Genomic DNA, 21,830 nt, shown 5'->3' with positions numbered 1-21,830 from the left:
CCGAAAGCCGTGAGATCCGATGGTCGGCGTCCGCACCATCACCGCCCCTGATCAACCAACCGTTTGAAGCGAGCGGCGTAAGACGTATCTTCGGGAGGTGCGGCGCCTCCTCGGAGGACCATCCGCTGCGTGGATATCGCCTCCAGCTCGCTCAGGACATACGACCGCCGAACGTACCGGCGGTCGACCGTGCCCGTTAGATCGAACCCGACCTCGTTCTGAGAAATCGTGCTGACTTCGATCTTGTCGCGGTCGAGCTCCTGACCAAGCGTTCGAAGCAATTCGGCGAGGCTCCCGCGACTGGGGCTCGCTTTTAGCAGTCCGCGGCGCATCGCCCGCGCCTGCTCCCGGAGCGCATCGAGGTCGCGCTCCCGAAAGATGCGTTCCTGAACGCTTCCCAGCGTGCGGTTCCACCGCACGGCCATGTATTCGCCCTGATTGTCGATCTGCACGCTCGCGGCGTTCAGGTCGTCCAAGAACCGTCCCAACGCCCGAAAAATGTCAGCGTATTCCCCGACTTGAGGCATGGGTCTGACCGTCCCCCTTTGTGACTGCGCAGCTTCAACGGGCGCCTCGTTGCAGACGGCGGGTTGCTGCACTCGCTGGTACCCTTCGCGGGAACCGTGACTTCGCGGTTCCACTGAGGTCAGTAAGTGGCGATTGTAATGCCGGTGTAAGGGCGCAGCAATCACGCGCCCGCCCTTGACCTCTACGCCCGTCTGGGGTGTGATGTATGGGGTGAATTCCCCTGGACCGTTTGCTCCGTCAGCCGGCGAGGGGCGGGAGGTGATCGTGCTGTCCCCGGAGGAGAATGAGCTGCTCACGCGGGTGGGGCCGGGCACGCCGTGCGGCGAGCTGTTCCGCCGATACTGGCTGCCTATTGCCCCGGTGAGCGACCGCAGTGATCGGACGCCGACCACGCACGTTCGCGTCCTGGGGGAGGACCTCGTCCTGTTCCGCGACGCCATCGGAAAGATCGGCCTGTTGGGCGATCACTGCTCGCACCGGGGCGCGTCGCTGCTCTACGGGCGAGTCGAGGAAAGAGGCATTGCGTGCGCCTACCACGGTTGGCTCTACGACGTCGACGGGAACTGCCTCGAAACCCCCGCCGAGCCCCACGATAGTCGCCTCCACCGCACCGTCAAGCACCCGGCCTACCCGGTACAGGAGCAATACGGGCTGTACTGGGCATATCTCGGGCCGCGCCCGGCGCCCGTCCTTCCGCGTTGGGACATTGCGGACTTTGGACCGGTCTTCCCCACCGGCGCGCAGCGCTTCGACTGTAACTGGCTCCAGGGAATGGAGAATCACATGGACCAAGCCCATGTGTTCATTCTCCATCAGGACAGCGCGCAGCGAGGCGTCGCCGGGATGAGTACCGCGCGCGGCCGCATCGATTCCCTCCAGACCCTCGAATACGCTGAGGAGCCATTCGGGATCAGGCGCCGGCAGCGGCACGCCAGCGGCTACGACGATGTGGATCTCATGATCTTCCCGAATGCTCAACGAACGTATAACCACATCGGGGTGCGCGTACCGATCGACGACCACCACATGGTTCGCTATAGCGTGTGGGTGGACGTTGGCGATGTTCCGGGCGCTGCCCGTCCGGGCCGGCATCCGGGCGACCTGAACGGGGGCGCTGAACTGCGCCGGGGCATCTGGCCGACGAAAAGCCCGGCGGACGCGGTGTACCCGGTCGCCACGTACCGGATGGACGGCGTGCAAGCGCAGGACCTGATGGCGCTCGAGACCCAGGGGGCGATCGCTGACCGGACCCAGGAGCGCCTGGCGACTTCGGACCGCGGAATCCTGCTCTACCGAGAGGTGCTCAAGCGGGAGATCGAGAAGGTGCGGCGAGGCGTAGATCCCGTTGGCGTGATCCGCGATCCGGATGTGCCGCCGATCAACACGTACTTCGGCCAGTGGCTCGCCATGGTCCAGCGCTTCCCGCCGCAGCCCCGCTAATGGGGCGGCCGGTCGCGGCCGCAGATGTCCAGTGCGGCCAACGCGTAGATCTTCGCCGCCTTGACGATGGTTTCGATGGCCAGCTCCTCGGTGCGGCCAATGCGTCGGCCTCGCGGTCCAATCTTGACGGCCGGCGCGCCTCGGATCGCACCCTCAATCATCGCCACTGGACCTTCCCCCCTACGATGGCCCCGCCGAGCGTGGCAGAGGGCGCTCGGCCGCTGGGCGGCGGTATCTCAACGACGATTATCGCGGCTTCGCGTGCTCCGCGGAGCGATCGGTCCGCGCCGCGGGAATGACGTTTCAGCGAGTTACCCTCAGCTGAATGTCCTAGGTCGTGGCGCCCCCGGAGGGTCGCGCGCATCGGTCACGGCCGCGTCAAACAAAACTCACATTGCCGTTACATAATCGCCGCAGATCTGCAAAAAGTGTTGACTGGTATCGTTGCCGATGCCTAGGCTGTAGCGACGCGGTCCGGTGCGCGTCGGCGAATGCGCCGCGAACCGGCAACCTCGAGCGCCCGACCGGACAGTCGTTTGGGCGCCGCATCGATGGCGGGCATGCACGATTGGCAAGCGATTGGGCTCGGCTACAAAATGACGATCCTCAGCACCCTCCTCACTGGCCTCGTCATGCCGCCAGCCACCGCGACGGCCATGGGCGTGCAAACGGGATTGGGTCCGACTGCTGTCACAGCACGGGTCGCGGGAACCGGCGGTGACGGACTCCTCGTGCGCGCCGGCCCGGGCCTCGACTTCGTCGCCGAAGCGCTCCTCCCGGAAGGAACCACCGTCCAGATCGTGCGCGGCCCCCGATTCGATGGCGACGGACGCGACTGGTACCTGGTCACCGGCTACGATCAGGCGGGCGCTCAAGGGTGGACGGCCGGTGAATTCCTCGATCCACCCGACATTCGAGCCTCGCGATCCGGTACGGTGCAGGCGGCAGGGGTTGGATCCCGCGCCTTCTCCGCCACCGTGACCGCATATTCCTGGCAGCAGCCCGGGAACGGAGCAAATGGGACCATCACGAAATCCGGGACGGTGGCTCACTGGGGGACGGTGGCCGTCGATCCACGTGTGATCCCCCTGGGATCGCACCTGCAGATCGAGGGGTTCGACACGCTCTTCGTCGCCGAAGACACGGGGGGCGCGGTCGTTGGCGACCGCGTTGAGATCTTCTTTCCCGACGAGGCATCCGCGTTTCGGTTCGGCGTGCATACGTTGGTCGTGACGGTGGTCGATCGGACGAGTCCGGCGGCGCCACCCCACCCGGGCCCCTGATGCAAACCCGCGATCGGGCTCGCCCCGACGGCCCCGCGAGTCGGGGTCGGCGATCGGTTCCGGTGATGGCACGGAGCCCAGGCGGTGGGCGCCGTCCCTACTCTGCCGCCAGCCGCGCGTAGTGGTTCCAAATGCCGCTTGGCTTCCGAGGGGTGGGCGCGACCTCGGGCTTCAGGTGCTCTTGCTCGCCCAGCCGACGCATATTCTGCGCGAATTCGACTCGCTGCTCGGGACGCAGCGCCGCGTGGTCCCGTCCGGCCGCGCAGAAGGCCAGATAGTTCATTCGGGCCTGCTCCTCCAAACACAGCATGTTCGTGATCGAGTCCTCCATGTCGGCGCCCACCGTAGCCGCCCCGTGGCCCTGGAGCAAGATCGCGTCTCGGGCGCCGAGAAGCTTTGCGACTTCGACACCGTCTTCCTCGCGAATGATCAACCTGGGACTGGGGAACAGAGGGAGCGGCTCGTTGAAGAGCTGCATGCCCTCGATGCACATCGGCGCGAGCTGCTCCTGGAGGACGCTCATGAGCACGGTGTAGCGAGGATGGACGTGGACGACGGAGTTAACGTCTGGCCGCTCCCGCAAGATGCACGAGTGCATCTTGACTTCGTTCGGAAGATTCAGCTCGCGCGGACCGCCGACCTTGAAGCCGTTCACGTCGACGACCACCATGTGCTCTTTCCGGGTCATCGAGAGCGCCGGCCCCAGCGCCTTGATGACAAATCGGTCCGGCTGGCCCGGTACTCGAAGGCTGACGTGTCCCCGTTCGATGGTGGCGGCATCCGCCAGGCCCATCTCGAATAGCATGCGGCTGGCGAGAGCAACCTCTTCGAGCACGTCGTCGAGACCGGACATGGCGCTTCTCCTTACGTATATCGAGGCTTGGCGTTCCCAGTGTAGGGCAGCCGCCCGGCATCGGGCCAACTCGATGACTCACGCCCTCGAGGGGACCGTCTGTTCCTCGGGAGGTCGCACGCGACGGAACGTCTGAAAGATGGCCAGGTCGTACAGGATCTTGAGCCCGCCAGCCAGCAGGAACGGTAGCCCGAGGACGGGAAGCGACAGCGTCGCGCCGGCGAACAGCGGTGCGAGGGCGGCCGCCGCGTTTCTGCTCACGGCGAGGATCCCGCCCGCGGCGGCGCGCTCGGATGGGTCGACGATCGCCATCGTGTACGACTGGCGGGTTGGCACGTCGAGCTGGGACAACAGGAAGCGAACGAGGAGCACGGCCACGGCCAGCTCCACCGTCGGCATGAGCGGCACGAAGAGGAGCAGCACGTTGGACGGCAGATGCGTGAACACCATCGTGTTGAGCAGGCCGAAGCGTCTGGCGAGTGGCGCAGCAGCGAGGAATGAGGCGCCCGCCAGGAGGTTCGTGCCGAAGAATATCGCCCCGATCGTCCCCGGCCCCGCGCCGAACCGGAGGCTGAACCAGACGGCGATAAGGCTCTGGACAACAAAGCCGCCGGCAAACGAGTCGAGGGCGAAGAGGGCAGCGAGCTTCGCGACAACGCCCCGAGAGCGCTGCAGGCCGAAGAGCCTTGACGTGGCGACTCGGGTGACTTCCTGAGCCTCGGCCATGGGGGAGAGGCGTGCGAATAGCGCCAGGAGCAGAACCCCGACGACGGCGTAGGCCAGGAATAGGAGACGAAATCCGTCTTGGACAGGAATGCCCACGATGCTCGGTGCGCCGGCAATGGCGGCGCCCATCGCGGTGGCGATGTAGTTGACGATGTTGTAGGCCGCGAACAGCTCCGTGCGACGGGCGGGCGCGCTGGTCTGGGGAAGGATCGCCTGCTCGATCGAGAGGAATGGCCCGACGTCCTTCCCCGAGGGACTCATCGAGCCCAGGATGGCGGCGGCGGTGAGCAGCGCCGGCTGGGATGTCCATGCGAACGCCGCGCCTGATATCGCCATGAGAACGGCGCCTGCCATGAGGACGAGGCGACGTCCCACGCGATCGGCGAAGGAGGTCAGCACAAGGGTCAGCGCGGCGCCGCCCGCCAGGACCGCCGTAACAATGGCGCCGACCGCCGCAACGTGAAGGCCCAGGCTGATCAGATAGAGGCCGAAGATGACCGACAGGAACCCATAGGCGAAGTTTCGCATCCAGCACGTCGCGAAGAGCAGCCATCCATCGGCCGAAAGGTCGCGCGCCCAGGTCATCGCCGAAGCCGCCCTCGCGGACTACTCCTTCATCTGCCACTCATAGACGTTCCAGTCGACCAACGTGTCAAACGCGTTGGGATCTGGCCCCGTCAATGCCGCGGAGTGGGCCGAGACGTTGAAGTTGAAGAACATCATGATGAACGGCACGTCGTCGCTGATGATCTTGGCCATCTGCGTCACCTGCTGGGCTCGCTCCGAGGGTTCGAGCGTGGTGCTGAAGGCGCTGTACAGCCGGTCGTATTCTGCGTTGGACCAGCCACCATAGTTCGATCCGCGCCAGCCGCGGTCGACGGTGCCGATCTGCGAGCTGACGAAGTTTTGCAGGTTCTTCGTGCCACCTTCCACCGCGGCGCTCGTTGCCGTGGAGTACACACCGGGGAATGTCGCTCGCACACGATAGTCCCGTAGCTGGGAAGAGGCCATGACGCTGACCTGCGAGTCAATGCCGACCCGGCGCCAGGTATCCGTGATGATGCTCATTTCACGTTGAGTCTGGTCGCCGGCCTCCTGAAGGAAGGGAATCGTGAGATGGTCCCCGGCGCTGCTGAGGAATCCATCCGGCCCCTTCGCGTAACCTTCCTCGCCGAAGAGCTGCGCAACGCGCGCAGGGTCGAAGGGGAATTTTGTGATCGCCCCGTCGACCTGTTTGAAGTATGGGTAGTACTGCGTGATCATGGTCTCGCTGGGCACGCCCTGGCCCTCGAATAGCCCCTGGTTCAGCGCGTCGCGATCCATGGCGGAGGCGAGCGCCTGGCGGCCCTTGACCGTCAGCAGCACGCGCGGATTGGCCAGGTCCGGACGGACCTGGATCTCCAGAAACCGCGGCTGCGCGGGCGTGAGGATCGGGGTTCCCCCGGTGGTTCCCCAGCGCTCTTTGAGCACTTTCGCCTGCTCATACCGGATAGTTCGATCCGTGGCCCATTGCACATCGCCAGAGAGCAAATTGGTGAGCGCCGTGTTTTCGTCAGGAACGAAGTGGATCACGATTCGGTCGATCTTCGGGCGCCCCAGGACGTGTCCGTCGAACGCGACGGCCTGAATCTCCGCGCCCGGCTCCCACCGGTCGAGCTTGTACGGGCCCAGTCCAATATATTGGCTGGCCCAGAACGGCTCGTTGGAAAAGGCCGCGGCGTCATCCTGCTCGAAGGCCGATTGAAGCAGATGCATCGGAAGGGCCTGGTACTCGCCGTTCATCGATGCCGCGTCCGGGTACGGCGTCTTCCAGCGGATGACGACGGTTCGGTCGTCCTGCGCGATGACCTCGTCCATCTGCGCGAACGGCGGCGATGAGCTCTGCCCGAGATCGGGCGTGGAATAGACCTTCCAGGCGAAGACGAAATCGTTGGCGGTTAGGGCCGTTCCGTCCTGCCAGGTGATGTTCGGTCGCAGGCGCCACGTCGTCTCCATCCGCCCGTCCGGCGAGACCTTCCAGCTATCGGTGTTGAGTTGGGGAAGCGCTTCCGCAAGATACGGATGCGAGCGCTCCTGACCATCGGTAATGTCGAGGGTGGCGTTGAACAAACGCTGAGCGAAGGCGATGCTGATGCCCGTCGCAACCACAGGCCTTGCGGCAAGGCTGGCGGGCTCCACCTTCATGATCGCCTGGAGGGTCGTGGGCTGGTGCGCCGCGGACTGCTGGCCGGCTCGAGAGGGCTCCCCGGAGCCGGCCTGCCGCGAGGCCGGTGAGGCGCAGCCGGCGAGCAGGACGACGGCGACCGCGAGGATTCCGAATCGCATGGCTGGTCGTCTCTTACGGATTTCGCGGGTTCCCCGCCCCAACGCTCTTGAGCGCCTTCGGCCGAGTCTATGACCCAGTCCGGACGGGCACAAGTCGACGGACTTGCGGAAGGTCTCGGTCCTTCACGCAGATGTAATGATCCGGCTCGCGGGCGGTGACGTGAGGCCTGGTGTCGCGACTGCCGAAGGAGGAGGAGATAATCCAGCATATCGGCGCCGCGACACGCGTCCTCGATCGATCCCGCCTCAGTTGGAACGTGACCCTCGCAGCCGGCCAGATGGCGGCTGTCGCGCTGCCGGCCACGGTTCTTGCAGCCCAGGAAGGGGCGATCCCGTGGAGCGGGGGAACCGGGTGCTTCGGAATGGACATCACTGACGTCAGGCTGCCTTGCCAATGGAACGTGTTTCACGATACCCGCAAGCTCGTTTGCCGCGCCAGGTCGCTACCTCCTCATTTGTCTGGTGCGGCCGCACTTTCAGAGCGGAATGTACGGCTGGACCGAGGTCGAATAGCGCCCGGGTAGTCAAGTCTGTTTGCGTAGACCGATGGAGTAGGATTGACCCTGTACGAGCGCGCGGGGCGTGCGCTGGGCCAATTCCGAGATCAGAGAGGAGGAGCGATGCTCACGGCGCGAGATATCCGAGGAGTAACCGCGATGGTGCCCACACCGTGTAAAGAAGGCGCTGGGGGCTGGGACGTCCCGGATTCGGTGGACCTCGACGAAGCCGCGCGGATGACCGAGATGCTGATCGGCGCCGGCGTCGGGAGCATCGCCGCCTGCGGGACGACCGGCGAGTGCGCCGCCCTCCTCTGGGAGGAGAAGCGCGATTTTGTCGACACCATCGTGCAAGTCGCGCGCCGGCGGGTTCCCGTTTTCGGCGGCGCCACGGCGCTTGGCACCAAAGAGATGTTGCGGCAAATGCGCGGATTCCGAGACCTGGGCGCCGATGGCTCCTTCGTCGGCCTCCCGCTGTGGCAGACACCGACGATGGAGAACTCGGTCCAGTTTTTTGCTGAGCTGAGCCAAGCGCTGCCCGACGTTCCGATCATGGTTTACGCCAACGCCATGTTCTTCAAGTCCAATTTCCCCACGGTGTTCTGGGAGGGGGTCGCGAAGAAGGCGCCCACTGTGATCACGACGAAGATCGCCTATGGAATCGAGCACCTGAAAGAAGACCTCGACGCCACCGGCGGGCGGATCAACTTCCAGCCGGGCCAGTCCAACGCGTACGCGGCCTACAAGATGGTGGGTAGCCGCGTGAGCGCCTTCTGGTCGACGACCATCGCGATGGGGCCCGAGCCGGTCGTCGCCCTCTCGGACGCGATGTTGAAGAACGATTCCGCGCGCGTCGAAGAGATCTGGGAGGATATCAGCTCCGTGCCGCCCGCGGTCCCTCGCGGAGAGTTCGTGACGGGTTTCCCGGAGTACAACGCGCAGGTCAACAAGTGGTTCACGAACGCCGCGGGGTACATCAAGGGAGGACCGATGCGGTCCCCGTATCGCGACCTGCCGGAGCACTGGAAGATGCAGGCGGAGCAGCATGCCGCCGCGTGGACCAAGCTGAGGCAGAAGTACGTACGCGCCGAGCGCGCGTAGCGGCACAGGGGTCCCGGACCGGGTGACGTTCGGCGTGCAGCGGTTTACACATCTGTTACGCTCCGCAACGGTATCGCATGTGACTCGTCGGCTACGATCCGAACAGGAAGCCGACTCTGTACCCTGGAACGCAGCCGTGTCCGATGAGCTGATCCTCGTCGTGGACGATGATCCGTTGTTCCGATCGAGCGTCGCCGCTGGCCTGGAGTTCTGGGGATTTCGCGTGAGCGTCGCCACTAACGGGCAAACCGCCCTGCTGGAGGTTGGGCGCGAGCTCCCGGCGCTGGTGCTTCTCGACATCAACATGCCCGTGCTCGACGGCCGCGGCTTTGCTCGTGAGATAGCGGACCGCGGCCTTGCAATACCCATCATCGTGGTGACGTCCGACGATAACGGCGAGGTGGCTGCGCGGGAGATCGGGGCGGCCGCGTGGATCAGCAAGCCCTTCGACCTGGGTCGGCTCTTCAGAAGCATCGAACGGGTGATGCGCTCGGCGTCGTGACGCGCCGGGCGGCCGGGTCGGGCGCGGGCTATCCGCAAGCGGCGAATTCCTGGAGGCTTTGGAGAACCTGCACGACGGAAAACGGCTTCGCCAGGGCCCGCTCGGCGCCAATTTCGGCCTCCTCGGCCGCGGTGAGCGCGGTCTCCGTCAGCACGACGATCGCCACGGGGAGCTGAGACGCGGCCCGATATGAGCGCAAGAGCGCTTTCGCGGCCGGTGGATCCGTGGGATGCGGGAGATCGAGCAACAACATATTCGGCGCCCATCGCGCCATGATCTCGAAGGCCTCGGGGCCCGACCGCGCTTCCCGGACGTCGCAGCCCTCGATCCGCGCCAGCGACGACAGCACGCGCCGCGTGTTATCGTGGTCGCCAACGGCGAGAACCCGTCCGTTCGCTGTGTACGCGCCGGGCGCTCTGGCGCTTTCCCCGTATCGCGCGATGAGGTAAGGTCGGTGTACTTCACCTCGCCACATACACGCCCTCCGGGAGCCAGCGGCCCAGCTCGGCGACACGCCAAGCTGGCCCTGATCTCCTTCAAGCGTGAACCCGTCGGGCAATTTCCACCGTAGCCGATCGTTGCCCGGCCGTTACGGTTCGCAGGCGTTCCGTTGCTGGGGCCCGCCGGGGAGCGTGCGGGACTCGATATGCGGCGTGCCGTGGGCGCCGACGCGAATCAGGCGCCCGTCGATGGCTGCGTGCCCCGTGGAGTCATGACGCCAAGCTGTTGCAGGAGGCCAAGGTGATCGAAGTTTGCCCAATGCTCGACCACCTTGCCACTCCGCACGCGACAGATGTTCATACCGCTCACCACGACGTGGCGGCCGGTGGGGGCCACGGCTCCGAAAGGTCCGGTGTGCGTGGCGTGTAACGTCCAGCGGCACGCCACCTTGTCACCCACGGCTATGCTGTCTTCGATTGTCATGATCGCGTCGGGAAACGCGGAGCGCACCGCGCGAAACCGCTGCTTGAAGCTCTCGTGGCCCGTGCCGCCTCCGAATAGGCTGTGATCCACGAGGCGCTCGTCGATCAACTCGTCCAGCAACGCGAGATTGCCGTGATTCAGGCACTCCTCGTAGACCCGCCGGACGAGGGCGGTGTTGGCCTCGCGGTCCCGCAAAAGGGCGACATCCTGTGGGGACGAGCCCGCGTTCGCCGATTCCCGCATGGCGGCATGCCTCCATCGAAGCTTCGCGCTGGACTTCGCGGGGTCCAGGTCGGGCGCCCCGCTTCACCAGCAACCATACACCGCCGTGTCAGGCAGACGTTGCGTCCAAGCGCGTTTCCTCGCCCTCGGCCGCAGCATCCCACCGCGTTGACCCGCCGGTGACGGAGCGCTACCTCGGCGTGACTCCTCAGGGACGCACAATGGAGCCAAGCAGCTCGGTACGTCAGCCAACAGAGGAGGAAGCCATGGCGGGCATCGATCTAACCGGTACGACGCACCACGTGCCGATCGAGGCAGAAGTGTTCACGCGCGATCACGACAATCTGGGGCATGTTGGGGAGGTGCGAGAAGACTGCTTCAAGGTGAGCGCCGCGATGCAGCCGGACTATTGGCTGCCCACGTCGTGCGTCTCCTCGGTGACGGGTGACGAGGTGTTCGTGATCTTCAACAAGGATCGGCTCGACGACTTCAAGATGTCGGAGCCGCGCGCGGCCTAGCTCGGCCAGATTGAACGGTCTCCCGACGAGCGCGATCTCGCCGGGGGATTGCGCGTCACCGTGCTGCTGATCCCGGAGGCGGAGGCTGGAGGTCCCTGGGGCCGTCAGCCTCCGCCGCGCGTCTTTCATCCTGGTTGCGGCATCAACGGTCATGAGCCGCTCCACAACGGCGGCGAGGCCTGTTCCTGGCGGGGGTGCTATTATTGCGCGGCGGCCATCGCGGCCGAGCTGCAATCCATAAAGGAGGCACCCAGTGGCAGGAGGAGTTGTCGTCCGGCGGCTTTCGGCTGTTGCCGCTGCGCTTGTGGTCGCGGGCGCCGTTGCCATCCCCGACGCAAGCGCGCAACGGACCCAGGGGGCAAGTGCTCACGTGGGTAATGGGCAGGTCACGACGTACGCGGAACTTCAGCCCGACGGCACCCCAACCGCCATCGGGATCGTGTTCGCAGCCAACGTGCTCGACGGACTCCCCAGCGCGCATACGGACCAGCACCATTGCTACGACCGAGACGGAGATGGCGTCGTGACGCGGCCCGACGAATGCGAGAGCACTCACGAGTTCGTCATTCCGCTTCCCGACTCGGTGGCAACACGCTCGGACATTCCGTTGAAGTGGGTGCTCTTCAACTGGAATCCCGTCGGGCACATTCCCCCGGGCGTCTACGACGTGCCACACTTCGACGTCCATTTCTACTTGGCCCCGATCGCCGACACGTTTGCGATCAATGTGGGCGCGTGCGGTGATGAGTTCGTCGATTGCACGAGTTTCGATACCGCCCGAATGCCGCTCCCCCGGAACTTCATGCCGCCCGACTACGCGAACGTCGATGCAGTCGCTCCCGCAATGGGCAATCACCTCATCGACCTGACCGGTTCGGAGTTCAACGGTCAGCCTTTCACGAACACGCTGATCTACGGAACCTATGGCGGGCACCTCACCTTTATCGAAGACATGGTGACGCTGGCATATCTGCGCGGTCAGCCGGATGGATGCACCGCAATCAAGACGCCGCCAGCCGTCGAAGTGGCCGGTTACTACCCGACGCAATACTGCGTCCGATACCATGGCGATTCGAGTCAGTACACCGTCTCTCTGGAAAGCTTCGTCCATCGGGAGGCCAGCCCGGCGCAGTTCGTTGCCCCGGACACGGGAGCAGCAGCGGCCGACTGAGGATGGTGGATCAGTCGGTAATGGACCGTCCAGGCGTCTTTGGCGATGCGATCACGGAGGCAAAAGCGGCCCGGGGAGTACGAAAGCGCGGTTCGGGCTGCGTCCAATGAGCAGCGCTCAGCGGCCTCCGCCGCTACTGGAGCTGCCACTCGTGCACGTTCCAGGTCGTGGCGACGTCCGGTACGACGACCTGGGGGCCCGTCAGCCCGGCGAGGTAGGCGACGCCGTCCGGTGAGAAGTAGTACGTGATGGCCGGTAGCTCGTCGCTCAGGATCTTCGCCATCTGCGTGATCTGCTGCACCCGCTCGGCGCGCGGCAGCGTCGATAGGAAGCTCTCCACCAGTCGATCGTAGTCCGTGTTCGACCAGCCGCTGTAGTTCCGCCCGGACCAGCGATTGTCCGCCGTTGGAATTGCCGCGGTCGAAAAGTTGGGGAGCGCTCGCTCGCCGGAGCCCGCGCCACCCGCGAAGAACGCCGGGAGCGTGGCCTGGTACTTGGTATCCTGGCCCTGGACCGGTGGAATCACACTTTCTTGGACGTCGAACCCAGCCGCGCGCAGCTGACCGCCCAGCAGCGGTAGCTCGACCTCTTGCTGGGCACCGGCCAGGACCCGGAGGTCTCCCACGAACCGCTCGCCGCCTCGGACGTAAATGCCATCCGCGCCCTTCGCATAACCGACCTCGCCCATCAGCTGCTCGCTCCGTCGCGGGTCGTATGGGTGCTTGGTGACGACGCGCTCAACATCCGGGTAGTAGCTCATGAGCGGCGAGATCAGTGTGTCGGTGATGGCGCCCTGGCCGTTCAGCACCGCGTCGTTCATCGCTTCGCGATCGAGGGCGTAGGCAATCGCTCCTCGCACCCGCACGTCCGTCAGCGATGGTGGGTTTGCATATTCGGGTCTCACCTGCACCTGGATCGAACGCCAGATGGACGGCCAGAGGATCGCGGTGCCGCCGCCCTGGCCCCACTGCTGCTGGAGGACCAAGGCCTGCTGGTAGCGGATCGAGCTTTCGATGGCAATCTGGATCGATCCGGACAGGAGGTTCGCGAGGACGGTGTTCGGATCGCTGATGAACAAGAGCCGTATCCGATCGATGTGCGGGCGACCGAGGGCGTGGCCGTCGAACGCTACGCCCTCAATCGACGTGCCCGGCTCCCAACCGTCGACGCGATAGGGCCCGAGTCCGACGTAGTCGCGAGTCCAGTGGGGTAGCGCCAGAAAGCTCTCCGCGCTCTGTGTTCGAAACGGCTGCTCCAGGAGGTGGCGCGGGAACGGCTGGAACTCATCGGCGAGCGTCCCCGCGTCCGGATAGAGCTGCCGCCAATGGATGACGACGGTCTGGGAATCCGGCGCGGTGACCTCCTGCATGAGGCCCTGGGGCTGGGAGCTGGCGGCGCCGAGCTCGGGGGTGGTGAGGAGCCGCCAAGCGAACACGAAGTCCTCCGCGGAGAGTGGCTGCCCGTCGTGCCAGGTAAGCCCTGGCCGAAGACGGTAGGTCGTCTCCATGCCGCCGTCCTGCAGCACGCGCCACGAATCGGTATTGAGCTGGGGAAGCTGCGCAGCGAGATAGGGATGCGGATCTCCGCGCTGGTCGAAGAGGGTGAGGTCCGCATTGAAGAGGCGGGGCGTCGAGAGGTACGTGAAGCGGTGCTGCCAGAAGGGCGCTGGCGAGAGGCTGGTGACCTCGACGCGGGTGGCCATGACCAGCGTGTGAGCAGCGATGGGCTGCGACTGGCTGGGTTCGACGTCGGCGCGCGACGATGGCGACGCGGCGGGCGGGGAACCGCATGCGGCCACGACGATCGCGCCCAGAATCAGCATCAGATTGGCCCGAGCGGACATCAGCTGCTCCCTTGGACAGTCTGCCGTACCCGCCCACTCTGGGATAACCGAGGCTGGATGTCAAGTTTTCGATGCTGCGCGCGAAGATCCCGCGCGGGACTCGGCCGAAGCGGCTCAGCGGTCTGCCCCAGCGGGTTACGCGCGCGATCATGTCCTCTCGCTCTCCGAAAATTCCCGTGGATTACGGTAATCGCGGGCGCCCGTGCTCGGGGCAGGGATGGGCGCCCCGGTCCCTGCGATCCCTGAGCGATAGAGCGGTGGCGGACGGTGACTGTACCGTCCGCCACCGCGGCCATCTCGCTACGACAGCTCACTTGCTGAAGCTTGCTTCGGGCCGACCAAGGTCTGGTTCGATCTGCTTGGCTAGAGGAGTCCGCTATTCGTCGGGGGTTGGCGGAGCAGCAGGGACCGAGCTGTGCGGGGATTCCAAAGAACCTGGCCCGGTCGACGTCGAATAGACGCGAACGGCGAGATGCGTCTGATCTTGACCCGGCAGACGGATGAGCAAGAGCATGCCGAGCATATCGTCGTCGCTCGGGACGCGCCACGTGCTCCAGGCCACGCCTTCCGTCGCGCCCTTCTCGATCTGCTCCCAGCCAGCGGCGGCGAGCTGGGGCGCAAAGATGTCGAAGAGTTCGCCCAGAGTCCGGCTCGTCGTGGCGCGCGCCTCCGAAGCGGTGCTCCCCAGTCCGCCGTACGAGCCGCCGACGCTCTGAAGGACTACATCGTCCGGAGCGGTGAGGGTTGGGAGGCTTGGCGCGGAAGCAGGGCCATACGACCCTCCGTACGGACTGAAGGCCCGAGCCGAGCCGGGAAGCGTCGGCGTCCAGCAAGGTGGCCCGTAGCCCGAGGTCGACACGCGAACGTCGGAGAAGCCGGGCGCGCCCGGGGTAACCGATACCGTCAGGGAAGGCCCGATGGAGTTTGGATCCTCAGCGGGTCCCGTGGTCTGGCAGAACGTCGCCGAGCGCGGCGTCCTGGTTTGCTGGAATCCGCCCGTCGACGTATACGCGATCGGCGCCGGCGTCCATCCGAGGTCAAGGACGGCCTGGGTGAAGATCTGCTCGGCTGAATCTGGTGTACCCGGAACGTCATAGACGATGGAGACCGTTTCCCGCGAGGTGGTTGTTCCGCCCGGTCCGACCTGCTGCGCCGGTCGAACCATGCTGCCGATCAGGCGGCCACCGGGCGGTGTGGGGAGGGCGAGGGATGGGTCATCGGGCAGGCGACCCGGAAGGAGCTGCACGCGCTCCTGAGCGGTCGTCGTGGCCGACCCGTACGCGTACTGCTGGTCCAAGAGGCGCACGGCCAGCTCGCGGAGGAGCGTTGGATCATCCTGGGCCCGTACGGGGCCCGGACCGATAAGGAAAACAGCGAGGGAAACAATGGCGGCGCCGGTAGAAACGACGGCCACCCAACAAGATCGCGCGCGGTGCTTCGCGCCCATGATACTCCTCCATCGTCCGTTCATTGCTAGTCCAGCGCGACGATTGTGCCATCCTCCCGCACGTCGATGCGCTTGCCACTGAACTCCATCGGGGCCGTGGCGGCGATGACGAACCGATCGCCGACGACATCGACGTTGCGCATGCGCGCCCGCGCCTCCGCGGGCGCGTCCTCGGTCGCGATGCCTGTGATGCCGGGCGGGTTCGGCCCTATCGCCACGGCGCAGATGTTGTAATCTCGCTCTTCGAGGGCGATGTGGTGCGTAAATTGCGCGATGGCTGTCTTCGAGACCTGATAGGGGGACCCACCGACCGCGTTGGAGCCGCCCATCATGTTGATGATGTGCCCCGACCGCTGCGCCTCCATGTGCGGCAGCACGTATCGTGTGCAGTTGAAGCACCCACCGAGATTGGTCCGAATCACCTTGTCCCAGAAGGCTGGGTCCAGCTCCGCGATTCGCGGCCACACGCCCGTTCCCCACTGGAAGTGGGTCACAATGGCCGCGTTATTGTCCAGAACGTCGATGCGTCCGTACTTGTCCATGACGGTGTCGACCAGGTTGCGCACGGAATCGACGTTCGTGACGTCGGCTGGGATCGCCAGGTATTCGGCCTCCGCCTCCTCGAGGTCTTTCGATACGTTGTCGAGCGGCTTGATGTCGGAGACGACGACCTTCGCCCGCTGCCGGGCAAACGTCTTGGCGACGTAGCGTCCGATGCCGCCGCCGGACCCCGTGATGATGACGACTTTACCCTCGTGCATGCTTCTCTCCCCCCTGCCATCGCCGGCCTGACGGGCTGCCGTCAATGGCGAGTCCGATATTACCGCGGGTGTCTGGACAGCCGCTCGCCCAGGTCCTATGCTAAACACGACCCGACGACGGGGCGGTATGTCCATGGTTATGCTCACGGGAGGACGCGCGAACGGTGGGCGCGCACATGAGGAGGAGAACGGGACTATGACCAGCCAGCGTTTGATGTACCTTGGTACCGCGGATGGCGTGCTGGAGCTCCGAGAAGCGGACGGTCGTTGGGAGCACGAGCGAACCCTCCTGCCGGGTAAGCACGTGCAGGCCTTTGTCGCCCCCGAGGGCACCTCACTCATGTACGCGAAGCTCCGGGACGGCATCTATACCTCCAGCGACCGCGGCGCTTCTTGGGACCATGCGTTCGCCGGGTCGGTCTACTACCTGCACGTCGACCCATCGAACCCGTCCACCGTGTACGCGGGCATGGAGCCCGTCGCGCTCTTCCGATCGCAGGACTGCGGCGATAGCTGGGTGGAGCTGACCTCGCTGCGACGCCAGCCGGATGCCGCCCGCGACAAGTGGTGGTTCCCCCAGTATCCCTACGATGGGCACGTGAAATCGATGCACATCGAGCCCCACGATTCCCGCAGGATCTACGTGGCCATCGAACATGGCGGCTTTCTCCGAAGCGACGACTTCGGGGTGAGCTGGGAGGACATCACCGACGGCATCGAGTACATCGACTGCCACATCGTGCACAGCCACCCGACCCGCGAGAACGTCGTCTTCGGTGGGACCGCCCGAGCCCTGTATCGGAGCGAGGACTACGGTCGCGACTGGGTCCAGGTCGAGTCGGGGATCACCCGCGACGACGTCGTGGCCTTCGCCGTGCTGGGCGGAGAGCGCCCTGCCCTGTTCCTCACCGCGACCAAGGGGAGCCCACCGTCGTGGCTTCGGCCGACCGGCGCGGAGTCGGGGGTCTTTCGCAGTCTGGACGATGGCGTGAGCTGGCACCAGCTCGAGGGCGGGCTGCCCGAGATGATCGTACGGCCAACCAACGGGATGTGCGCCGATCCCGTCGACGGCGACCGGGTGTATTTCAGTGCGAGCGAGTTCATGGGGAACTACGCCGTCGCGGGCGGCGCGGTCAAGGGGGGCGAGATTTGGATGAGCCCGGACCGCGGCGACTCGTGGTCATGCGTACATCAGGAGCCGAAGCCCATCCAGCTTCTCGCCGTCACGCGGAACTAGGAGGCTGCCATGACCGCCGCAGCTCATCACGCCCGCTCCTGGCGGCCGGCAGGTGACGGCCAGCTTTGCTGGCTACGGGTGGGAGGGACACTCCCGACGCACCCGACGCCCTTGGAGCTGACCGGCGCGGTTCACGCGTTCACGTACGGGCTCACGCACGCGCTGGAAAGTCTGTACTTTCCCCTGTATGAGATCCGCGAACGGTCCGTCGAAGGTCAGCTCTACCTAGCCGTGGTTCCTTCTGGTCTGGCCGACCGCGACATTGAGGCACGAATTCGCAACGTGAACGACCGGACCATTCGATTCCGCGACGTCCTCGGGACGTGGCGCGACGATGTCCGGCCGCAGGTACAGGAGGACCTCGAACGGATGGCGGCGTTCCCCCCGACGGGAGTGAGCGGCGAGGAGCTGCACGAGGCGTGGTTTCGGCTGCGGAGGATCCGCGCGAATCAGTGGTTCGCCCCGGTCCGCGCCGTCGTTTGTCCAACGGCGCTGCTCCAGGGCGGCGTGGGGCAGGGACGGCTTGACGAGGCGCTTCACGCGATCGATGAGTTTCGGGACCTCGTCATCCGGAAGGGCGCGAAGGCGTTCGATGATGCCATCGCGCGGGTGGGCCAGCATCTTGCCCGCGTGGGCTGCATCGACGCCCCGGACGACGTACGCTGGCTCGAATTCGACGAAGTCTCCCAGGCGCTGGAAGCGGGAGGCGGCCGGCGCCAGGATGATGTCGCGCGGCGAAAGGCCGAAGCTCGCTCGAGCGCGGCCAAGCAGGGGCCCGACATCGTCGGCGCGCCGTTGATTCGGGACGATCGCCGGCTCTTCCTGTTGCCACAGATCTTCGCCCTTCTCGGGGTGACGTCGCCGCTATAGGCCAACGGGGTCGGACGGCGCCTGATCTCTGGCGTCGGCGCATGCGCTCGCCAGTTCTGATGACGAACGGGCCGTGCCCCTGCGTCCCACCCCGCGGGCGAAGCGCCCACCACCCCTCCGGACGGGGCAGCGCGAGGGGATTTCGGTCCATAGTGCTTCCGGAATCTCCCGGGGGTGCTGATCATGAAGTGGCTGGTCGTTCTCATTCTCATGAGTTTCTGGCTTTCCTCCTCCTGTGCTCCGCAGAGCGGAGCACGGGAGGGCGCAAACGCAGAGCCGGGCACGCAACGACGGGCGCGAACGCTCGTGTTGGCCGCGCGGTCTGAGATGCCGAGTCTGGCTGCCAAGCCGATCCAATCGCTCGGTCTCACCAGTGGAAGCCAGACAAGGCTCTTCAACGCGGGACTGGTGCTCCCCGATGACCGGGGGCTCGCCCAGCCATATCTGGCGGACACGCTGCCGCTGCTGGGCACGGACTCGTGGCAGGTATTCGCGGATGGCCGTATGGAAACCACCTACCATCTTCGATCGGGATTGACCTGGCACGATGGGCATCCCCTTACCGCAAGCGATTTCGTGTTTTCCTGGCATGTGTATGCCGTTCCTCAGCTTGGACAGGCCACCTCACCGCCAGTCGGTCTGATGGAGGAGGTCCTCGCGCCCGACGATCGAACGGTGCTCATCCGGTGGAAGCGGCTCTATCCGGACGCCGGCGCGCTGGAGGCGGCGGGTGGCGGTGGCACGTCCCCATCGTTTCCGGCGCTCCCCCGCCACATTCTGGAGCCCGCTTTCGCCCAGGCCAATTGGGACCAGTTTGCCGCGCTCCCCTACTGGTCCACGGAGTTCATCGGGCTTGGTCCCTATCGACTAGATCGGTGGGAGCCGGGAACGTTCCTGGAGGGCGTTGCATTCGACGGGCATGCCCTAGGCCGCCCGAACATCGAGCGTATTCGCGTTACCTGGGTGCCCGACTTCAACACCACGCTCGCCAACCTGCTGGCGGGAGAGGCGCACATGACCATCGACGACTCGATTCGGTTCCAGCAAGGTCTCATATTGCGCCAGCGGTGGTCGCCGCTCAACGCCGGCTCCGTGCTCGTCTACCCGGGCCTCTGGCGATGGACGCAGATTCAGCAGCGCGCCGAGTACGCTGATCCGCGCGAGCTGCGCGACCCAAACGTGCGGCGCGCGTTGGCCTACGCAGTGGACAAGGAGACCCTCAACGCAGCCCTGTTCGAGGGCGAGGGAATCATGACGGAGAATCCCGTCCCACCCACCGCGGACTACTTCGCTGACGTGGATAGGGCGGCCACGAAATACCCGTTTGACGTTCGGCGGAGCGAGCAGCTCATGAGTGAAGCCGGGTTCCGAAAGGCGGCCAACGGGGTGTTCGTCGGGCCGCGCGGCGCGGCGTTCGAGACCGAGCTGGCGGTCTTGCAGTCGCCACAAAACGAGACGGAGATGTCCATCATGGCGTCGACCTGGCGCCAAGCTGGATTCCGAATTGAGGAGGTGGTGTGGCCGGCCGTGCAGGCCCGCGACGGCCAGCTCCGCAACACAAACTCTGGGCTTTCGACCACGAGCGGGCCAGCTGGCGAGGCGACGCTCGCCGACCACGCCAGCAGTGAGATTCCGCGACCAGACAATCGGTGGAGCGGGTCCAACCGCGGAGGCTGGGTGAACCCAGAATTCGACGGGCTCGTCGACCGGTTAAACTCGACCCTCGACCGAGCCGACCGTGTAGGATTGTTGTCTGACATGGCGCGCATCTTCAGCGAGGACGCGGCAGTGATCTCCCTGTACTTCAATCCAACGACAACCGCTGTTGCCGCCGGCCTGACGGGCCCGCAGCCTGTCGTACCGACGAGCGACGTCGCCTGGAACGTCCATCTGTGGACGTTCCATTGACACGGGGCGAGACGCCGGGTCAGGTATGACGAGCGCATGAGTGGCGCGGCCCAGCCGGTATCTTCGGTCGAGTTCGTGCGCCGACTCACCCAGGAGATCGCGACGTCACCGAATCTGCGCGTGCACCACCCGTTCGTCCGGGCTGTCAGCGCCGGTACGGCGAGCCGCGACCACATCCGCGCCTGGGCCCTGCAGGATTACCAGTTTCGCCGGGCGGTGCCGCGCATCGCCATGCTGCGGTACCTCGCGTGCAGCGACCCCGTGTTTCAGCCGCGCCTCTTCGAGGTGGTCGAAGAGGAGACCCGCGGTCTCCTGCCCGGAAGCGCGGGTCATCCGGACATGTTTCTCGAGTTCGCGGATTGCTTCGGGATTCGCCGAGATGAGTTCGATACGGTGCCGATGGCCCCAGCGACCGCGGCGCACCTGTACTTCGCCGAGCTTATCGTGCACACGCTCCCGTGGTTCGTGGTTCTGGCTGCGCAGCTCGGCGCCGAGGCAACATTTCCGCCGGCAGCGGCCGCACTGGGACGCGGCTTTGTCGAGCACTACGGAGTACCGCCCGAGAAGGCGAGGTTCTTCACAGTCCACGTGGAAGCGGACGAGGACCATGGCACGCTCGCGAAGGATGTCGCCCTGGCGTACATCTCCACGCCGGCTCTGCAGGACCTGACCCGGAGGACGACGCTCCGACGCCTCGAGCTGCTCTACGACGTCTGGACCGTCAAAGAGTGAGCCAGCCGGGCCCCTGATCCCGGCACCTGTGGTTGGAGACTAACCACCCACCTCCCATTGGTGGATGTTCCACGTGATTCGACCCGTGGTGTGCATGCTCGTCGTGCCGACGTTCTTGACGGAATTGAGGTACGCGTAGGGGTTCGCGTTTGGGGTGAGGGTGAGGATCGGGAGATCCTCACTCAAGATCCTGGCGAGCCGCGCCCGTTGCTCGTTGCGTTGATCGGGATCGAGGGTGACGCTGATGGCGTCGGCCAGGCGGTCGTACTCGGAATTGACATAGCCCGTCCGATTCTCCCCGCGCCAATGGTTCTCCGCGCTGGTGATCTCCGACGCTCGGTTGAGGGCGATCTGCTGGTTCTCCTCGCCGCCCGAGGTGTTGATCGATACCGACCGGAACGTGCTGCGGACCTGTGAATCCCGAGCGTCAGTACTCGAGAGCGCCTGCTCTTGCACGCTAATCCCGGCTTTGCGCCATCCGTCCGCGAGGATTGGCAGCTCGGGCCGGTTGCTTGGCGCCTGTAAGGTCAGCTGCAACCGGCCTTCGGGCCCAACGTACGCCCCGTCGGCGTTTCTGGTGAGTCCCGCTTCGTTCAGGAGGCGGTCCGTGAGGGCGACGTCGTACGGATATTTCATGATCGCCTTCTCAATAGTCGGGTAGTAGGGGGTTGTCGGATCGAAGATCGAGTCCTGAACCTTCAGCTCTCCAGCCCAGATCGTGTCGGAGAGCGTCTGGCGATCGACGGCGTGGGCGAGCGCGCGACGGACGCGGACGTCCAGGATGGCCGGAGGATCTGCATAGTCGGGCCGCATCTGAAACTGGGCCGCCGTCAGCGAGCTGATGCTGAGGCCGGTCACACCATCGCGCGTTGGGGCCCACTGGTTCTTCAGCCGCATGAGGTGATCGACCCCGATTGAGTTGAGGGCCATCTGGGTTGTGCC

General features: G+C 65.4%; 21 protein-coding genes. 10 read left to right on the top strand and 11 right to left on the bottom strand.

Annotated features, from left to right (window positions below):
- Positions 1-38 precede the first annotated feature (38 nt).
- Positions 39-527, bottom strand: a complete 489-nt coding sequence (locus VFC51_05790) for a hypothetical protein (GenBank protein HZT06522.1) — start codon at positions 525-527, stop codon at positions 39-41.
- Positions 528-792: 265 nt separating this feature from the next.
- Between VFC51_05790 and VFC51_05785 the strand changes: the two genes are divergently transcribed.
- Positions 793-1,968 carry a Rieske 2Fe-2S domain-containing protein gene (locus VFC51_05785; protein ID HZT06521.1) on the top strand — a complete coding sequence of 392 codons (1,176 nt, stop codon included), beginning with the start codon at positions 793-795 and terminating at the stop codon, positions 1,966-1,968.
- Here VFC51_05785 and VFC51_05780 read toward each other — a convergent pair.
- A complete protein-coding gene (locus VFC51_05780; protein HZT06520.1) occupies positions 1,965-2,135 on the bottom strand; it encodes a hypothetical protein in 171 nt (56 codons plus the stop codon). The genes VFC51_05785 and VFC51_05780 overlap by 4 nt on opposite strands.
- 393 nt (positions 2,136-2,528) lie before the next feature.
- Between VFC51_05780 and VFC51_05775 the strand changes: the two genes are divergently transcribed.
- Positions 2,529-3,251, top strand: a complete 723-nt coding sequence (locus VFC51_05775) for a 3D domain-containing protein (protein HZT06519.1) — start codon at positions 2,529-2,531, stop codon at positions 3,249-3,251.
- Between the two features lie 97 nt (positions 3,252-3,348).
- On the opposite strand, the gene VFC51_05770 is transcribed toward VFC51_05775, so the two are convergent.
- From VFC51_05770 to VFC51_05760, 3 genes are all read right to left on the bottom strand, one after another.
- Complete coding sequence (locus VFC51_05770; protein ID HZT06518.1) at positions 3,349-4,104, bottom strand: class II aldolase/adducin family protein; 756 nt, start codon at positions 4,102-4,104, stop codon at positions 3,349-3,351.
- A gap of 78 nt (positions 4,105-4,182) precedes the next feature.
- Entirely contained in the window at positions 4,183-5,415 is a 1,233-nt protein-coding gene (locus VFC51_05765) for an MFS transporter (protein HZT06517.1), read from the bottom strand.
- Between the two features lie 21 nt (positions 5,416-5,436).
- Positions 5,437-7,155, bottom strand: a complete 1,719-nt coding sequence (locus tag VFC51_05760; GenBank protein HZT06516.1) for an ABC transporter substrate-binding protein — start codon at positions 7,153-7,155, stop codon at positions 5,437-5,439.
- Positions 7,156-7,775: 620 nt separating this feature from the next.
- On the opposite strand from VFC51_05760, the gene VFC51_05755 reads away from it, so the two are divergent.
- Both VFC51_05755 and VFC51_05750 read left to right on the top strand, forming a co-directional pair.
- A complete protein-coding gene (locus tag VFC51_05755) occupies positions 7,776-8,753 on the top strand; it encodes a dihydrodipicolinate synthase family protein (GenBank protein HZT06515.1) in 978 nt (325 codons plus the stop codon).
- A 136-nt stretch (positions 8,754-8,889) separates the two neighbouring features.
- Positions 8,890-9,255: a response regulator gene (locus VFC51_05750; GenBank protein ID HZT06514.1), complete on the top strand. Its 366-nt coding sequence runs from the start codon at positions 8,890-8,892 to the stop codon at positions 9,253-9,255.
- A 28-nt stretch (positions 9,256-9,283) separates the two neighbouring features.
- Here VFC51_05750 and VFC51_05745 read toward each other — a convergent pair whose 3' ends face one another.
- Both VFC51_05745 and VFC51_05740 read right to left on the bottom strand, forming a co-directional pair.
- Positions 9,284-9,730: a response regulator gene (locus tag VFC51_05745; protein HZT06513.1), complete on the bottom strand. Its 447-nt coding sequence runs from the start codon at positions 9,728-9,730 to the stop codon at positions 9,284-9,286.
- A 200-nt stretch (positions 9,731-9,930) separates the two neighbouring features.
- Positions 9,931-10,422 carry an ester cyclase gene (locus VFC51_05740; GenBank protein HZT06512.1) on the bottom strand — a complete coding sequence of 164 codons (492 nt, stop codon included), beginning with the start codon at positions 10,420-10,422 and terminating at the stop codon, positions 9,931-9,933.
- Between the two features lie 245 nt (positions 10,423-10,667).
- Here VFC51_05740 and VFC51_05735 point away from each other — a divergent pair, with 245 nt between their 5' ends.
- Together VFC51_05735 and VFC51_05730 are read left to right on the top strand one after the other, a co-directional pair.
- A complete protein-coding gene (locus VFC51_05735; GenBank protein ID HZT06511.1) occupies positions 10,668-10,919 on the top strand; it encodes a hypothetical protein in 252 nt (83 codons plus the stop codon).
- A 253-nt stretch (positions 10,920-11,172) separates the two neighbouring features.
- On the top strand, positions 11,173-12,090 hold the full coding sequence (locus tag VFC51_05730) for a hypothetical protein (protein HZT06510.1): 918 nt from the start codon (positions 11,173-11,175) through the stop codon (positions 12,088-12,090).
- 133 nt (positions 12,091-12,223) lie between these two features.
- On the opposite strand, the gene VFC51_05725 is transcribed toward VFC51_05730, so the two are convergent.
- The 3 genes from VFC51_05725 to VFC51_05715 all read right to left on the bottom strand — a co-directional run bounded on the left by VFC51_05725 (position 12,224) and on the right by VFC51_05715 (position 16,141).
- Entirely contained in the window at positions 12,224-13,933 is a 1,710-nt protein-coding gene (locus tag VFC51_05725; GenBank protein HZT06509.1) for a peptide ABC transporter substrate-binding protein, read from the bottom strand.
- A gap of 376 nt (positions 13,934-14,309) precedes the next feature.
- Positions 14,310-15,380: a hypothetical protein gene (locus tag VFC51_05720; protein HZT06508.1), complete on the bottom strand. Its 1,071-nt coding sequence runs from the start codon at positions 15,378-15,380 to the stop codon at positions 14,310-14,312.
- 26 nt (positions 15,381-15,406) lie between these two features.
- The gene (locus VFC51_05715) at positions 15,407-16,141 is read right to left on the bottom strand and encodes an SDR family NAD(P)-dependent oxidoreductase (protein ID HZT06507.1); all 735 of its coding nucleotides are present in this window, start codon (positions 16,139-16,141) and stop codon (positions 15,407-15,409) included.
- A gap of 196 nt (positions 16,142-16,337) precedes the next feature.
- On the opposite strand from VFC51_05715, the gene VFC51_05710 reads away from it, so the two are divergent.
- The 4 genes from VFC51_05710 to VFC51_05695 all read left to right on the top strand — a co-directional run bounded on the left by VFC51_05710 (position 16,338) and on the right by VFC51_05695 (position 20,888).
- Positions 16,338-17,378, top strand: a complete 1,041-nt coding sequence (locus tag VFC51_05710) for a hypothetical protein (protein ID HZT06506.1) — start codon at positions 16,338-16,340, stop codon at positions 17,376-17,378.
- A gap of 9 nt (positions 17,379-17,387) precedes the next feature.
- Positions 17,388-18,248 (top strand): hypothetical protein, encoded by an 861-nt coding sequence (locus VFC51_05705; GenBank protein HZT06505.1) that lies wholly within the window; start codon positions 17,388-17,390, stop codon positions 18,246-18,248.
- 327 nt (positions 18,249-18,575) lie between these two features.
- Positions 18,576-20,156, top strand: coding sequence for an ABC transporter substrate-binding protein (locus VFC51_05700; GenBank protein HZT06504.1), 1,581 nt, complete (start codon positions 18,576-18,578; stop codon positions 20,154-20,156).
- 36 nt (positions 20,157-20,192) lie between these two features.
- Complete coding sequence (locus tag VFC51_05695; protein ID HZT06503.1) at positions 20,193-20,888, top strand: iron-containing redox enzyme family protein; 696 nt, start codon at positions 20,193-20,195, stop codon at positions 20,886-20,888.
- Positions 20,889-20,927: 39 nt separating this feature from the next.
- Here VFC51_05695 and VFC51_05690 read toward each other — a convergent pair.
- Positions 20,928-21,830, bottom strand: a 903-nt coding sequence (locus VFC51_05690; GenBank protein HZT06502.1) for an ABC transporter substrate-binding protein, incomplete at its 5' end; no start/stop codon positions are given.

The organism is Chloroflexota bacterium, assembly GCA_035652535.1.
In the GTDB taxonomy this organism is placed as follows: Bacteria; Chloroflexota; UBA6077; order UBA6077; family SHYK01; genus DASRDP01.
The sequence above is the reverse complement of the archived record's forward strand: the minus strand, read 5'-3'. Positions and strand labels throughout refer to the sequence as shown.

Excerpts from the sequence above, each read along its gene's own strand:
- VFC51_05790 (HZT06522.1), bottom strand. The coding sequence starts at position 527 with ATGCCTCAAGTCGGGGAATACGCTGACATTTTTCGGGCGTTGGGACGG.
- VFC51_05775 (HZT06519.1), top strand. The coding sequence starts at position 2,529 with ATGCACGATTGGCAAGCGATTGGGCTCGGCTACAAAATGACGATCCTC.
- VFC51_05770 (HZT06518.1), bottom strand. The coding sequence starts at position 4,104 with ATGTCCGGTCTCGACGACGTGCTCGAAGAGGTTGCTCTCGCCAGCCGC.
- VFC51_05765 (HZT06517.1), bottom strand. The coding sequence starts at position 5,415 with ATGACCTGGGCGCGCGACCTTTCGGCCGATGGATGGCTGCTCTTCGCG.
- VFC51_05760 (HZT06516.1), bottom strand. The coding sequence starts at position 7,155 with ATGCGATTCGGAATCCTCGCGGTCGCCGTCGTCCTGCTCGCCGGCTGC.
- VFC51_05755 (HZT06515.1), top strand. The coding sequence starts at position 7,776 with ATGCTCACGGCGCGAGATATCCGAGGAGTAACCGCGATGGTGCCCACA.
- VFC51_05745 (HZT06513.1), bottom strand. The coding sequence starts at position 9,730 with ATGTGGCGAGGTGAAGTACACCGACCTTACCTCATCGCGCGATACGGG.
- VFC51_05740 (HZT06512.1), bottom strand. The coding sequence starts at position 10,422 with ATGCGGGAATCGGCGAACGCGGGCTCGTCCCCACAGGATGTCGCCCTT.
- VFC51_05735 (HZT06511.1), top strand. The coding sequence starts at position 10,668 with ATGGCGGGCATCGATCTAACCGGTACGACGCACCACGTGCCGATCGAG.
- VFC51_05725 (HZT06509.1), bottom strand. The coding sequence starts at position 13,933 with ATGTCCGCTCGGGCCAATCTGATGCTGATTCTGGGCGCGATCGTCGTG.
- VFC51_05720 (HZT06508.1), bottom strand. The coding sequence starts at position 15,380 with ATGGGCGCGAAGCACCGCGCGCGATCTTGTTGGGTGGCCGTCGTTTCT.
- VFC51_05715 (HZT06507.1), bottom strand. The coding sequence starts at position 16,141 with ATGCACGAGGGTAAAGTCGTCATCATCACGGGGTCCGGCGGCGGCATC.
- VFC51_05710 (HZT06506.1), top strand. The coding sequence starts at position 16,338 with ATGACCAGCCAGCGTTTGATGTACCTTGGTACCGCGGATGGCGTGCTG.
- VFC51_05705 (HZT06505.1), top strand. The coding sequence starts at position 17,388 with ATGACCGCCGCAGCTCATCACGCCCGCTCCTGGCGGCCGGCAGGTGAC.
- VFC51_05700 (HZT06504.1), top strand. The coding sequence starts at position 18,576 with ATGCCGAGTCTGGCTGCCAAGCCGATCCAATCGCTCGGTCTCACCAGT.
- VFC51_05695 (HZT06503.1), top strand. The coding sequence starts at position 20,193 with ATGAGTGGCGCGGCCCAGCCGGTATCTTCGGTCGAGTTCGTGCGCCGA.